Annotated in this window: 14 protein-coding genes; 10 read left to right on the top strand and 4 right to left on the bottom strand. The window is 35.7% G+C overall.

Annotation, left to right across the window (positions count from 1 at the left end; translation table 11 throughout):
• Positions 1–590 precede the first annotated feature (590 nt).
• Positions 591–1454 carry a DegV family protein gene (locus DIZ30_RS13255; RefSeq protein WP_002297799.1) on the top strand — a complete coding sequence of 288 codons (864 nt, stop codon included), beginning with the start codon at positions 591–593 and terminating at the stop codon, positions 1452–1454.
• A gap of 128 nt (positions 1455–1582) precedes the next feature.
• Here DIZ30_RS13255 and DIZ30_RS13250 read toward each other — a convergent pair whose 3' ends face one another.
• On the bottom strand, positions 1583–3205 hold the full coding sequence (locus DIZ30_RS13250; RefSeq protein WP_002297801.1) for an ABC-F family ATP-binding cassette domain-containing protein: 1623 nt from the start codon (positions 3203–3205) through the stop codon (positions 1583–1585).
• Between the two features lie 248 nt (positions 3206–3453).
• Here DIZ30_RS13250 and DIZ30_RS13245 point away from each other — a divergent pair, with 248 nt between their 5' ends.
• Positions 3454–3975, top strand: coding sequence for an HdeD family acid-resistance protein (locus DIZ30_RS13245; RefSeq protein WP_002324269.1), 522 nt, complete (start codon positions 3454–3456; stop codon positions 3973–3975).
• A gap of 185 nt (positions 3976–4160) precedes the next feature.
• On the opposite strand, the gene spxB is transcribed toward DIZ30_RS13245, so the two are convergent.
• Entirely contained in the window at positions 4161–5891 is a 1731-nt protein-coding gene (gene spxB / locus DIZ30_RS13240) for a pyruvate oxidase (RefSeq protein WP_002301048.1), read from the bottom strand.
• Between the two features lie 164 nt (positions 5892–6055).
• Between spxB and DIZ30_RS13235 the strand changes: the two genes are divergently transcribed.
• The gene (locus DIZ30_RS13235; RefSeq protein ID WP_109023291.1) at positions 6056–6874 is read left to right on the top strand and encodes a ZIP family metal transporter; all 819 of its coding nucleotides are present in this window, start codon (positions 6056–6058) and stop codon (positions 6872–6874) included.
• Positions 6875–6976: 102 nt separating this feature from the next.
• On the opposite strand, the gene DIZ30_RS13230 is transcribed toward DIZ30_RS13235, so the two are convergent.
• Positions 6977–7174 (bottom strand): hypothetical protein, encoded by a 198-nt coding sequence (locus DIZ30_RS13230; RefSeq protein WP_002294340.1) that lies wholly within the window; start codon positions 7172–7174, stop codon positions 6977–6979.
• Positions 7175–7342: 168 nt separating this feature from the next.
• Here DIZ30_RS13230 and DIZ30_RS13225 point away from each other — a divergent pair, with 168 nt between their 5' ends.
• Together DIZ30_RS13225 and DIZ30_RS13575 are read left to right on the top strand one after the other, a co-directional pair.
• Entirely contained in the window at positions 7343–7921 is a 579-nt protein-coding gene (locus DIZ30_RS13225; RefSeq protein ID WP_002288651.1) for a TMEM175 family protein, read from the top strand.
• Between the two features lie 94 nt (positions 7922–8015).
• Positions 8016–8153 (top strand): hypothetical protein, encoded by a 138-nt coding sequence (locus DIZ30_RS13575; RefSeq protein WP_002294338.1) that lies wholly within the window; start codon positions 8016–8018, stop codon positions 8151–8153.
• An 801-nt stretch (positions 8154–8954) separates the two neighbouring features.
• Here the strand turns inward: DIZ30_RS13575 and DIZ30_RS13220 are convergent.
• Positions 8955–9458, bottom strand: a complete 504-nt coding sequence (locus DIZ30_RS13220; protein ID WP_002288650.1) for a VanZ family protein — start codon at positions 9456–9458, stop codon at positions 8955–8957.
• A gap of 357 nt (positions 9459–9815) precedes the next feature.
• Between DIZ30_RS13220 and DIZ30_RS13215 the strand changes: the two genes are divergently transcribed.
• From DIZ30_RS13215 to DIZ30_RS13190, 5 genes are all read left to right on the top strand, one after another.
• Positions 9816–10841, top strand: coding sequence for an FUSC family protein (locus tag DIZ30_RS13215; protein ID WP_002325951.1), 1026 nt, complete (start codon positions 9816–9818; stop codon positions 10839–10841).
• Between the two features lie 322 nt (positions 10842–11163).
• Positions 11164–12042, top strand: coding sequence for an acyltransferase domain-containing protein (locus DIZ30_RS13210; RefSeq protein WP_002321472.1), 879 nt, complete (start codon positions 11164–11166; stop codon positions 12040–12042).
• A gap of 473 nt (positions 12043–12515) precedes the next feature.
• Entirely contained in the window at positions 12516–12632 is a 117-nt protein-coding gene (locus tag DIZ30_RS13205; RefSeq protein WP_002288644.1) for a putative metal homeostasis protein, read from the top strand.
• A gap of 927 nt (positions 12633–13559) precedes the next feature.
• On the top strand, positions 13560–13898 hold the full coding sequence (locus DIZ30_RS13195) for a hypothetical protein (protein WP_002288643.1): 339 nt from the start codon (positions 13560–13562) through the stop codon (positions 13896–13898).
• A gap of 93 nt (positions 13899–13991) precedes the next feature.
• Positions 13992–14222, top strand: coding sequence for a DUF6568 family protein (locus DIZ30_RS13190; RefSeq protein WP_002288642.1), 231 nt, complete (start codon positions 13992–13994; stop codon positions 14220–14222).
• Positions 14223–14448 lie beyond the last annotated feature (226 nt).

The following is a 14448-nucleotide window of genomic DNA, read 5'->3' as shown; positions in this document are numbered from 1 at the left end:
GATCTTTAATTTAAGTTCAAAAGTATACTTAGCCATAAAAAATACCGACCTCCAAAAGTTAGATTTTTTGGTCTAACTTTTGGGGGTCGGTACAGTGTCACAGTCCCTTTTTCCGAACAAACGGTGTTCAAAAGCTTGCATCTACGGCACTAAGCCCAATCAGATGAAAAATATGGAGTGCTATTTTTATCTGATTGTTCTTACTGCTTGATGCAGAGCAGCTTTTTCACAACCTCTCCACTAAACGGTGTTCTCCTGCCAACTCCTCGGTCACAAGTCACAATATTCAACAAACATGAGAAGCTGTTTTTTGAAATTGTTCCTTGTGACTCGGAGCTAAACGGCAGGCTCACAACCTCTGATTCACGGTGTTCCAGAAGTAGCTTCTACGGAAATAAGCCGAAATTTCACAAAAATTTGAGAAGCAATTTTCGTAAATTCCTTCTTATTTCTTGAAGCTGACCACTTCTGTCACAACCTCTTATTTTGATTAGAACTTGCGAAAATAAACCGGTTAAAGTGTGTCTAGCGCAAGAGATTTGCTATAATAGACGATAAGGGTAAAATGTAACGAGAAGGGGTTGAAAAATGTGTATCAAATTGTAACAGATTCTTGTTGTGATCTGCCATACCATGTATTAGCAAAAGAAAAAGTTGATTTTTTATCAATGAATCTCCAATTGAATGATCAAGAGTTAGTAGATGACCTCGGAAAGACATTCAATTATGACCGCTACATGAATCAGCTGAAAAATGGTGCGATGCCTACGACATCACAAATCAATGTTGGCCGATATTTAGAATTTTTCCGTTCTTATGCGGAAAAACAGATTCCTGTTTTATATGTGGCTTTTTCCAGTGGATTAAGCGGCTCTTACAGTAGTGCGCTTCAAGCGGTTGAATTGCTGAAGGAAGAATATGAAGACCCTGAGATCTATGTTTTTGATACAAAAGCTGCAAGTATTGGGGAAGGGCTTTTAGTATTGGAAGCTGTAAGATTGAAAAAAGAAGGTAAAGGCATCGAAGAAACCCTAGAGTGGCTGGAAAGTAATTATTTGAAAGTCCATTCATGGGTAACAGTAGACGATCTGAAATATCTAGAACGAGGCGGTAGGATTTCCAAAGCAAGTGCTACTCTTGGCAGTCTATTGAGTGTAAAGCCTATTATTACGGTGGATAAAGAAGGAAGGCTGACGAATGTTGACAAAGTTCGAGGAAGAAACAAGTCGATCCAGACAATCGTCAATGAGACGGTAAAAACAATCGTTGCACCACTTGATCAAATCGTTTATGTGGCTTACGCTGGGGATCTAGAGAGCGCGGAGAAGGCAAAACGGCTTTTGGAAGAGCAGATAAAGATGAAAGATGTGAAGCTTTATCCCTTAGGACCAACGATCGCCAGTCACACAGGCTATGGCTGTATCGCGATTTTTTCGATGGGAATCAGTCGATAAAAGCAGTAACTCATTCTGTAAAAAAGCCCAGAAATTGATTGTAACAAAAACAGCGACTCTTAAAAGATAGATGAGCATCCTATCTCTTAGAGGTCGCTGTTTTTTTATTTTTTAAGCTAAATAGGCCATTATGCCCATAACTCGTTCAATTGTTTTTGAATATCTGCATTTTCCAAAAATTCATCATATGTCGTATCAGCTCGATCGATCACACCTTTATCCGAAACGGCAATGATGCGGTTTGCCAATGTTTGGATAAATTGATGGTCATGTGACGCAAATAAGATTGAGCCAGTAAATGCCATCAAGCCGTCATTCAATGCTGTGATTGATTCTAAGTCTAAATGGTTCGTTGGATCATCTAATACAAGTACGTTAGCTTTCGAAAGCATCATTTTTGAAAGCATGCAACGGACTTTCTCTCCACCAGATAAAACATTCACTGGTTTCAATACTTCTTCACCAGAAAACAACATTCTTCCTAAGAAGCTTCTTAAGAAGGTGTTATCATCTTCTTCTTTACTTGCATATTGACGCAACCAGTCTAAAATTGTTAGATCAGTATCGAATTCTTTCGTTGTATCCTTTGGTAAATAAGAATTACTTGTTGTCACACCCCAACGTACTGTTCCAGTATCTGGCGTAATTTCACCCATGATAACTTTGAATAGCGTTGTTGTTGTTATATCATTTTCTGCGACGAAAGCGACCTTGTCTTCTTTGCTCAAATTAAAAGATATATCATCTAAAATTTTCTTTCCATCAATCGTTACACTTACATTTTCTACCTGCAATAAGTCGTTTCCAATCTCACGTTCAGGTTTGAATCCAACGAATGGATAACGTCTAGAAGAAGGTTGGATATCGTCTAAAGTAATTTTTTCAAGCATTTTTTTACGTGAAGTTGCTTGTTTTGATTTTGATGCATTCGCACTAAAGCGGGCAATAAATTCTTGGAGTTCTTTGATTTGTTCTTCTTTTTTGGCATTTGCGTTTGCTTGAAGTTTAGCCGCTAGTTGACTAGATTCCAACCAAAAATCATAATTTCCTACATAAAGTTTGATTTTACCAAAATCTAGATCCGCCATATGTGTACATACTTTGTTCAAAAAGTGACGGTCATGGGATACAACGATCACAGTATTTTCAAAATTGATCAAAAATTCTTCCAGCCAATTGATCGATTGGATATCCAGACCGTTTGTTGGTTCGTCTAGCAAAAGAACATCAGGTTTACCAAATAGTGTTTGTGCTAATAACACTTTTACCTTTTGTCCACCAGTTAATTCACTCATTTGCTGATGGTGCAATTCTTCAGGGATGTTCAGACCTTGCAGTAAAACAGCTGCTTCTGGTTCAGCTTCCCATCCATTAAGCTCAGCAAATTCTCCTTCTAATTCAGCTGCTCGAATACCATCTTCGTCAGTGAAATCCTCTTTCATGTAAATCGCATCTTTTTCTTTCATCACTTCATACAGACGCTTGTGTCCCATGATGACTGTTTCAAGTACAGTATAGTCTTCATAGTCGTAATGGTTCTGCTTCAATACGGCCATCCGTTCATCTGGTCCCATAGTAACGGAACCTGTGGAAGGCTGCAGATCCCCTGATAACACTTTAAGGAACGTTGATTTACCTGCACCATTTGCACCAATCAAGCCATAGCAGTTTCCGGGGGTAAATTTAATATTCACATCATCAAATAGTTTGCGGTCTGAAAAGTGCAAACTCACATCATTTACAGTAATCAATTTTTTTCCTCACTTTTATCATTATTAGTTTTGACAAGTCTTATAGAATTATATAGGGGAAAGGTAAAAGATTCAAGGCAATCGAACATTCTTTGTGTTTCACGTGAAACAGAATGAAAAAAATAAAAATAAAAGAGGAGCGAAAATAGCTACTATAGGATTTATTAGTTTGCAACAGCATAATTTTTGACGTTATTTATAAAAGGGAGTACTATAAAACTGTAAAAGAAATGAAAGAAGGATTGAAAATGGATGAAAAAAGAACTACCGACTGGGGCTCATTGATTTTAGGGATTTTATTTGTACTTGTCTCATTGTTATCATTTCAAGACCCTGTCGGAAATTTAGTTGCAATTGTAGTAGTCTTTGCGATTTTTGCTTTTATTAAAGGGATATTTGAACTGTTTGTACGTAACAGATTAAAAGAGCTAACAGGATATAAAGGAAAAATGCCCTTAATAATCGGGATCATCGATATTCTAGTTGGCGTCTTTTTCTTATTCAATATTGGTGCAGGAGTCGCAGCATTGCCTTTTGTTTTTGCAGTATGGTTTATTGCTGATTCAGTTTTAGCGTTATTTACTGCTGACTTGGCAAGAGGAGTAAGTGAAGGATATTATTGGTTTACGATCATCGTCAATATTTTAGGAATTTTATTAGGAATTTTCTTATTGTTTAATCCAATTTCTTCTGCGTTGACATTAAGCTTTTTAGTTGGATTCTATTTTATGTTATTTGGTATCACACATATCGTCTATGCATTTAGATAAGTAAAATCAAACAAATAAAAAAGCCGGCTTCCGATTACAGTTTTACTGTTGTAATTGGAAGCTGGCTTTTTTATCATGGACAAATATGCACGAGGTGATTTTTAGGTGACGAGACAAATTTATGCAAAAATGTGAGAAGCTATATACACAAATTTTATCTTAATACTCGAAGCATAGCGCAGTTGTCACAACCTCTTTTCATATAATTCATTCAATACTGGCAAATCATGGACTTCATATTTTTCTTTGAATGCTTGGATTTCTTCTTCAGAATATTTTCTTGGATCTAAATGCAGATCTTCTACTGGCAATGGGCGCTTGTTATTGATCTTCACATCGATTACTACAGGACGATCTGATTTTGCAGCTGCATCAAAGGCAAATCGAAGTTGCGAGTATTCTGTGACTGTAAAGCTATTTGCCCCGAGCGCTTCTCCAACTTTACCGAAATCTGCATCTTCTAAAAATACACCAAATTTCTTTTGTTCCGTATCTTCTTGTTCTGCTTCGATGAAACCAAAAGAATCATTCGAAAAGACAACATTAATAATTGGAAGCTGATATTTGACTTGTGTAATGATATCTTGCATGACCATAGCAAATCCGCCATCACCACTTAAGGTAAATACTTGTTTTTCTGGGTAGCTTAGTTGTGCGGCAATTCCTCCTGGCACACCATTACCCATAGTTGCGAACCATCCAGATGTCGTATGTTTTTGTTTACCGTTCATATTCAATAAACGAATAGAATGGATAGTCGTGTTACCGACATCTGTGACGAAAATCGCATCGTCTTCAGCAATACGATTGATTTCTTTATAGACAGCCTCTGGACGAATCGGTTCTTCCTCTCGATCTTCAAAAGATTTCAACCAATTTACCCATTTTTCTTTATTTTCTTGATTTGCTAGGTACCAGCTATCAGCAGGGCGAGCATCCCCTAACTCGACAAGTCTTTGCAAAGCTGTGTTTGCATCACCGAGGATCGACAAAGATGTTTCATGGCGTCGTCCAAATTTTGACGCATCGATATCGATTTGGATAAATTCAGCAGTTGGATTAAAAAATGCACGTCCAAATGGGAAGTCGCTACCGACAAATAAGATCAGATCGGCTTCTGCCAATGCTTCATTTCCGGGTTTAGTAGCGACACGTCCAGCAAAACCAAGAAAGTTTTCATAATCATCAGGAATAATTCCTTTTGCTAGAACGGAAGCGACAATAGGAACTGAAAAATGTTCTGAGAATTCTTTGATTTGCGGAAATCCGTTTCGCGTTCCTTGACCAACATAAAGAACTGGTTTTTTTGCTTTTTCAAGATAAGGCAAAGCAGCTAGCAAATCTTTTTCTTCTGGTAATATCACACTTGTTTTGTGAGTGTGAGCGGTGGAGAAAGGTTGTTCGTCAATTTCTTCAAAACCAAGATCAACAGGGATAGTCACGATAGCCACGCCTTTATGCTCATAGGCGGCTTTAATGGCTTCATCTACTACATGCGGAAGACTTTGTGGTGTCATGACTGTACGATTGTATACGCTGACATCTGCGAAAATAGGATTTTCATTTAGTTCCTGGAAAGAGTTATAGTTCATGGATGTAGAAGCAACTTGTCCTAAGAACGCTACTAGAGGCACATGGTCCATCTGTGCATCATACAAACCATTGATCAAATGTGTCGCACCAGGTCCTGCAGAGCCGAAGACAGCGCCGACTTTCCCCGTTAATTTTGCATCTGCAGCGGCTGCGAGTGCGCCGACTTCTTCATGACGAACTTGAATGTAGTTGATTTCGGTTTTTTCTTGATATAGCGCATCCATAATTGAATTGAAAGATCCTCCGGGAATGCCATAAATATGGTCGATACCCCAGCTTTCAAGAACTTTTACCATTGCGATTCCTGCATTGATTTTTGACATGGTGTTTCACTCCTTTAGCAATGATGATACATAAATTTTTTGTATCTAGAGTATAGAACTTTTTATCGAAAATCCCAACTAATTCGTCTTTTCACAAAAATGTAGTCATGTTTTTGGGAATATGCTAGAGTAGTACATAGATAGATTCAAGAGAGGGGAATGGCATGGTTGAATGGCTATTGAGACTTGAACCTTGGCAGCAAGCACTTGCTGGGACAGCTTTTACTTATTTTATGACAGCTCTTGGTGCCGGGTTGGTTTTTTTCTTTAAAGAAATTAAAAAAGAAGTGCTAAACTTGATGTTAGGATTTGCTTCTGGTGTCATGATTGCTGCAAGTTTTTGGTCTTTGTTAGATCCGGCTATTACAAAAGCAGAAGAAAATGGAGATATTGCTTGGCTAGTTGTAAGTATTGGGTTTGGTTTAGGCGGTGTGTTTTTATATATGGCAGATAAAACACTGCCCCATATGCATTTTGGACCACAACATGAAGCAGAAGGATTGCCTACCCATTTAAAACGGACGATCTTGCTTGTTTTTTCTATTACATTGCATAACATTCCTGAAGGTTTAGCCGTGGGGGTAGCATTCGGTGCAGCAGCAACTGCGGATAATCCGACAGCCGCTATATTAGCCGCTGTTTCGGTGGCGCTAGGTATTGGTATCCAAAACTTCCCAGAAGGAGCAGCTGTATCAATCCCGTTGCGACAAGAAGGTCTGAGTCGTAAAAAGGCCTTTGTTTACGGACAAGCTTCTGGAATCATTGAACCAATTGCTGGAGTGATTGGAGCGCTACTAGTAACGAAAGTGGAGCTGCTGCTTCCTTATGCACTTGCTTTTGCCGCAGGAGCAATGATTTATGTCGTGGTGGAAGAATTGATCCCCGAAGCACAGCAGACATTGTCCAGCAAACGTCATTTTGCAGTTTTTGGCGTCATGAGTGGATTTATCATTATGATGATTTTGGATGTGGCATTAGGATAAATAAAAAAAATATATATGATATATCAAATAGGGTCGCGAACTTATATCGCGACCCTATTTTTTTAGTAAGTTATATCATAATGAAGTGAATGGTATCATACATTAATAATAGTTTTTTCTATGTGTATTTCCTTTGATCCAGCGAACAAGCCAGATGATAAGTGCGATTGGGATTAGAACTTTGACCGCAAACCATAAAAGCCCGCTTAGGACACTGACAAAAAGACTGATGACGAAGCTAGCTGCAATTAGCACTAAAAGAACCATGAAGATATTTAAGAACATATTTTTTTGACGCATACAAAACCCTCCTCTTGTTCATTCTTTACTATAGAAAAAGTATAACAGGGATTGTTTAAAAACACCTCCAACTGAAGACTGATTTTTACTTCATCTACTTAAATGATCAAACAATTGCTTTTTCTCTGGTTTATCATCTAAAATAGAGCGGAAAAGGAGGAGAATATCATGCCTAAAAATCGTCTTGAAGCATTTACAGATGCTGTAATCGCGATTATCATGACTATTTTAGTTTTAGAACTTCACGAACCTAACGGAGATACGTGGGAGGCGCTCGCTGCATTAGGTTACCGATTTTTTATCTATATTGTCAGTTTTATCATTTTAGCGATTTATTGGAACAATCATCATCATTTATTTCAAGTTGTACATAAGATAAATGGACGGGTCTTATGGGCGAACAGTTTCTTTGTTTTTGCGCTTTCGCTTTTTCCGTTTGCAACTTCATGGATCAGTGAGTACATCAATAGCCTGGCTCCAGAAATGACTTATGGTTTTGTTACCTTGACCGCTAATATTGCGTATTATATCTTGGCAAAAGAACTTGTCAAAGCAAATAAAGGCCACGAGAAAGCATTGAAGGCGATGTTGAATAATTACAAGAAATCGTATTTATCGATTGGCTTGAATGTGTTAGGAATTGTCTTAGGGTATTTAGTAGCGCCAGTAGCCGTGCTGATCGCAAACATCGTGATTCTAGCTGCTTGGATCATCCCAAGTCGTACCATCGAATCACAATATCGGTAAAATGATCCATGTTTAAAATTTAAGAGAAAAATATAGAAAAAATAAATAAACGATCAAATATCCGAGTGATACTAGTATTCAAAGAGGGATGCAGATGGATCAAAAAAGAATTCATGTAGGACTGATTACTAGTTTTGTCACGATGCTTATTTATTTGGATCAAGGTCATTTGACTTGGACAGTAGTTGGTGTCGTAGGATTTTTGACATTATTCACAGCAATAAAAAAATAAACATCTTTATGTAATATGATGTTCTATCTATTTAAGAAAAGCATGTTTACAGCAGTATGATTCTGTTGTAAACGTGTTTTTATTTGTGGAAAATTTAATTTTTAGAAAAGTGTATCGAAAAATAGATAGTTAGTTTTTCCACAGTGGATAACTTCGTAAGAGATAAAAATAAAAAACTAGTCAAAGAAGGGCGTATAGATTTCTTTTGATAGGAGATATACAACAGAAATGAATAAATATTAACGTTTTTTCAAACAGTATAAAACGGTGTGGTTTTTGGAATAAAAAAATAACGTATCTCATTTTATGCTTTTGTTATTTTATACTTAAAAAATAACGACACAGAAAATACCGTGTCTCAGATTTCTCTACTACTTCTAAAAACTACTGTTTTTTTCCTTTGAAATGCCTTCAAAAAGTAGAATCAGGCAGAATATACTGGCAGAATCAAGGAAAAGGGAGCCTAAATAAGGAGAAAAACCATAGAAAATGTAAAGTAATTACTTATAAAACAAGCTTTTTATAGAAAAATAATATACCTGAGCAGGGTATAAATTAAGACGGAATTCCTTTCTAGATTGAGATATTGACTAGGAAGAATGTTAAGCCTTTAAGCTAAAAAACCCTTTTTGTTAAATAAGGGGAATATAGCCTGTCAGTTTCAAACTGCAAGTCGTCCTGCTGCAATAATATAGTAGATTAGAGATGAAAATAGATTTTTTTAAACCAATGACTGAATAAAAAGACCGTCATAGATACACATTGGAATGTGTCTATTACGGTCTTTTTTTACGAACGATTTTATTGAAGACGGACAGTTCGGGTCAAAAATAAAAAAGCTACGATCAGAAATAAGAATAAAATGTATCCCAAAATAATGGCTAGACGGTCTAACTTATTTGTCGATAGATGTTTGTTTAGAAGCTGATAGGCCCATAAACCTATCAGTCCTCCTGTTGTATTAGTTATCAAATCAGTGATGTCCGCTACTCCAATACCGAATAGGAATTGAATCAATTCTGCCAAGAAGCTTACAAGGAAAATAATCCCTAATTTTTTAGAAAAAGAAAGTCTCTTGAAATTGACATTCAAAAGCACCCCAAAAGGAAAAAAGACAATCAAGTTATAAGTGGTCTCGCGTAATACCGTTGTATTTTCAAAAGAAAAAGTAGAAAAAGGGACGAGATTGACATTGCTGTAAGAATAAGTGAGGAATTGTGGAAGATTAAATGATAGCTTGAATAAAATCAACCATAATAAAAAGAATAAATAAATTCCTAATAAAAATTTTGATACATACCGCATAGACATCTCCTCCATTTAAAAAGTATACCATCGAAAACCGCTGAAAAATCATAAAAAAGTATGAAGTTTAAGGACCAGCGTAGTTATCGTACGAAAATTAAAAGCTTTTTTTGTTGGGAATCCGGTTTCTTTAACAAAGCTAAGATAGCGAGTTGCTTGGAAAAGTTGCTATCTTTTTTTTGTTAAAACGACTCGGAATGTTCGTTCTTTGTTTTGACTTTTCCAAGCCTTTTTCTTCTTGATACTAATTTTATGAAAAATCAAGAAATAGTTGTTATACTAGGTAATGCTGACAAACGGGATTGGCATTTCATTTTGATTCAGCTTTTTTTCCAATTACTAGGAAGGAGGGATAGATTGTTCAAGACTTATTTTCGTTTCAATAAAATACAAGATAATCCTTTTCGTATCATGAACCTGATGCTACTTATCTTTATTGTATTATGGTTAGGTTACATAAATCATGATTTTTTGATTTCAAGTTTTTCATCATTAGGGATCTTTACTTTTTTCTATTATCAAAACATACCGATGAAATATTTGCTGAAACGTATGTTTCTGATCGGTTGCGGACTGTTGGTTGCTTTCGTTTTGGGGATCTTATCGACTTATGTTTTATGGCTTGAACCATTTGCCGTAGCTTTGGTTGCTTTTTCCAGCAGATTCGTGTTGCGATTATTCCATATTTCTAAACCAGGTGGCTTGTTTTTTGCGATGCTTTCTGCCATGGGAACGAGTATGCAGCTGCCGATCGTCCAATTACCAATCGTCTCACTTTATTTTTTTATGGGCGTCGTTTTTGCACTGATTGCGGCAGTGATTACAAAATTACTGGATTCACGGCCTGAGCAGACAATTGAAAAAGCAACTTTAAAAGAAAGATTTCACGAAGAGCCTTTAGTGATCATTGATTCTGTTTTCTACAGCGCTGCCTTATTTCTTTCCGTTTATGTCAGTCACGGCTTGAATCTGCATAATCCTTATTGGTTGACCTTGTCATGTGCATCGATTTTGCTAGCAGAAAACTTGGATGCGATGAAGCATCGACAAGTCCAATATCTGATTGGATCGATGGGTGGGTTATGTGTGTCGGCATTCTTGTCATTTGTGCCGTTTACGCAGTTGCAGACCATTTTTCTGATCACTTTTCTATATGGAATCGCACAATTTCTAGTTGCTAGAAATTATGCAGTTGCTAATATTTTTCTTAATCCGATGGCGTTGATGCTATCTACACTTATTCGTGGAGCATACTTGATTTCTTTGATCGAATATCGTTTTTTAGGGATCGTCATAGGAAGTTTCATCGGTTTAGGTGTTGCGTGGGTAATGACGGTTGGTTTGCAACATTATTTAACGGTTGTTCGTCAAAAATTAGAATAGAAGGACAAATATATGTGCCAAAAGAGGTTATGACAAGATTTTTGTCACAACCTCTAATTCAAGGTGTTCAAAAGCCAGATTCTCAGCATTAAGTCAAATTCACACAAAAATGTGGAAAGGAACTTTCAAAAAAATTTTATATTTATTCTATCAAAAAATTTTGTTTATGATGGTAACTGAATAAACTTTCCTGAGATGGTCAATGCTTTCCTTGAAAGTCTTACAGATATTCTTTCTTCATAGAAAGTTTAAGTTTTATAGTTAGTGTACAATAAAAGTATGTTTATACCATATGGTGTCCGGATAATCAGTCATTTAAACAATGAGGTTCAAAGATATGAAAAGGGGAAATTTGATGAAGAAAATAAGCAATGAAATCCAAATTCTGGCAGAAACTTTAACTCTTCCCAAAGTCGTTATAGAGCAAATGATTGTACAAGCAAAAAACATCCTTGATGAGGTGTTTGAGCAATATAGTCATGAACTAATGGATCCTAATAAAGCAAAGGCGACTGCAAAGAAAATAGACAAAGTCTATGAAGAGGAACCTTTTGCAGCATTAGCTATTTATCTATATGCAGCTTCTCAAAGTTGGAAAAAAATTTATCAACCATTGAAGATTCCAAGAACTATCTATTTGGCAACAATGAATGCTTTTACTAGATTTATTCATGAACATTTCCAAGTAACAGGAAGCTATCGCTTTGACCGTGGTTTTTGGATTTGGCATTACACTAGTGGCTTGATCTTTCGGATTGGTGAATTGGAGTACGAAATGACATATTTTCCGAAAGGGTACACGGATCTAAGATTAGAAGGAAAGCAGTGCCTTTCTCTTCATATTCCTTCCGATGCAGATTTATCTCAGAATAAGATAAGAGATAGTTACGAAAGTGCCATTCGTTTTTTTGAACTTTATTTTCCTGATTACCATTACCAAGTGATGTACACAGATACTTGGTTACTATCACCCAATCTTACTAAATGGTTGAAAAAAGAGTCAAAAATCTGTCTTTTTGCAGCCGATTATCGATTATTATCAGTTGATGAACAGGACGATAGTGGAGTCCCTTGGATCTTTGGACGAGTAGATGCCCAAATACATGATTATCCAGAAAGTACGAGTTTACAGCGACAAGCAAAAGAGCAATTGCTTGCAGGCGAGCACATTGGCTCTGGCTTAGGTATTCTCACTTCATAAGTTTAGTACTTCGAAATAGTTTAAAAGAGCGTGAGACAAAAGTAAAGAACACTTTTGTCTCACGCTCTAAACACGTATAAACGGTGGAAGCAGAAGCAACTCCTTCGTAAATAAGCTGAAATTCACAAAAATTTGAAAAGCAATTTTCGTGAATTTCTTCTTATTTCTTGGAGTTAAACGCTTCTGTCCCAGCCTCTTTTTTAGTGTTCTATCGAACACAGTACGTTCAATAGGTAAACTAGCTATAACAATAGATATTAAAGTTAACGGACAAGAGGGCCTTTTTTAGGTAGCTAAAACGTAATAATGAAAATTTATTTCCAGAGATAGGAGTCAATCAGCTAGTCTGATCGACTGTTTTAACAAGTTGACTTTCATTTTAACTTTTGATACCATTTAAAACACAAATCGTAATTGTTTCGATTTGTGTTTTTTAGCATGACTACAATCAAAGAAGAAAGTGGGTCGTCCATATGGAAAAAACAGATATCTCAAGTGCATACCGCCGCTTGAAAAGCCCAAATATCAAAACACGAAAACGTGCGCTGAAGATCATCAAAGATGTGAAACGGAATAGTGGGAAAAGGTAAGAAGAAGGAAACTTAATTAAAAAAATAGCCGAAAAACGTTTTTCGGCTATTTTCAATAATCGGTTTTTGTGTAAGGTTTCCGAAAGAACTGCTGTTGATTTTCCATTTTTAACATATGATAAATTGGTAGAATCTTTCTTTTCAAATTGATACCATTCCCTAATTCCAGTTATATAGTTAACTACAGAACCACAAAGCACGTACGTTTATAAAAGTATTATCTGTAGTTATTTTTCAATTCCCTTTCAACCTCTTATTTTGACCAGTAGTATTGATCACTTTACCTTTTAACACCTTTGTTCGTTTTTGAAACATTTTTAGTCAAGAATGGAAACGTAACTACATAATCAAAGGTTTTGCGAAATATTTCATGAAATATTTCATGTAGAAGCGAGCAATACGGTTGCAAATAACCATTATCGTTTAATAAGCAGTTACGAAAGCTCCCAATATCTCTAACGTTCAGCTCACTCCATTTCTTTTCTTCAAAAAAATCAGTGATTCGTATCTCTTTCTATTTGTCGAAAAAGTTAACTTTAAAAAGTAACGCCGAAAAAATATGCAAAAAAATAAAAAAGCAGTTACTATTGCTAGAATAACATCAAGGAATAATAAGTTTTGGTTTTCAGATAATAGTCGATAAGTTGTGTATTGGAATTTTAGATACAGTAATAAAGTATTTTTCATGAAATTTTGTGAGAATCACTATTACAAGTATCTTTAATAAAATTAATGGTTAAGGAGGAACTTAAAGTAGAATGTAAATGAATAGTTGTAGTCAGTCGATTGTGATACTAGACTCAAAGTTGCAGGAATAAGTTTTTCAATTTGTGATTGGAAGATAAAAAATGAAAAAGAAGGGCTTTTTTTTATACTTTGTTGATTGTAGTGTTTATTTTCCCTCTGTTTAGCCAAGTAACATTTTCTATGACTCAACCAGTTTCAAGTGAGGAACATGATAACCTTTTTCGTGCTACAGAAGAGTTTAAGAAATATCAGGAAAATATTGTTCCGGAGACTCCATTAGCTAGTGAGCCAATTACTGATATTGATGGAAACCAAATAGGATGGTATATACAGTACGAAGTTATGGTGGTAAATAATGACTCAATAGTAAAAAATACAGTAGGCTTAGAGCTAACACCGATTGAAAAGGTGAGTTCATTGTTAACGTATATTTATACTGATGAAAGTGACGAGACTGAGATCATTTTAACGGATTACTCAAAAATTGCTACTGATAAAAAGTATATATTGTGGATGTAGACACTAGTGAAATACTTTATGATATAGAAATTGATGAAAATTTACTAGATGTAGCACAAGAAATCGATCATCAAAAGCAGGAAGCTATTCGATATGCTGGTAGAAAAGGGAAAAGAAAATATTTATTACGTGAATGTAGCAAAAGTTAGAGAAGATGAAAATGAGTGGAAAGAATTCAAGAGTCGCTACTCAATTAACTCGACTCCGACATTTACAGTTTACAGAGAAGGATCGATAGAAAAAACTGTTTTTTGGACTAAAGAAAGTGGAATGTCTTTAGCTGAAGTAGAAGAGTTTTTGGATTATGTTAGTATGCAACAGTAAGGGAGTTCTTATTATGAAAAATTTTGACACATATTATGTTATTGTTTTTTCGATATCTTTGCTGTTAATATTACTAACTTTAATGCAGTATAAAGAGTATCCAGAGTATTTTATTTTAACTTTTGTATATTTACCTGAATAATTCATAGCTTTAATTCTTTGGCACATTTTATTGAAATATGTATCACTAATATCCCTATCAACTGATTTTGACTAAAAAGTTACT

The organism is Enterococcus sp. H57, from assembly GCF_003112495.1.
Lineage (GTDB): Bacteria > Bacillota > Bacilli > Lactobacillales > Enterococcaceae > Enterococcus_B > Enterococcus_B faecium.
The sequence above is the reverse complement of the archived record's forward strand: the minus strand, read 5'-3'. Positions and strand labels throughout refer to the sequence as shown.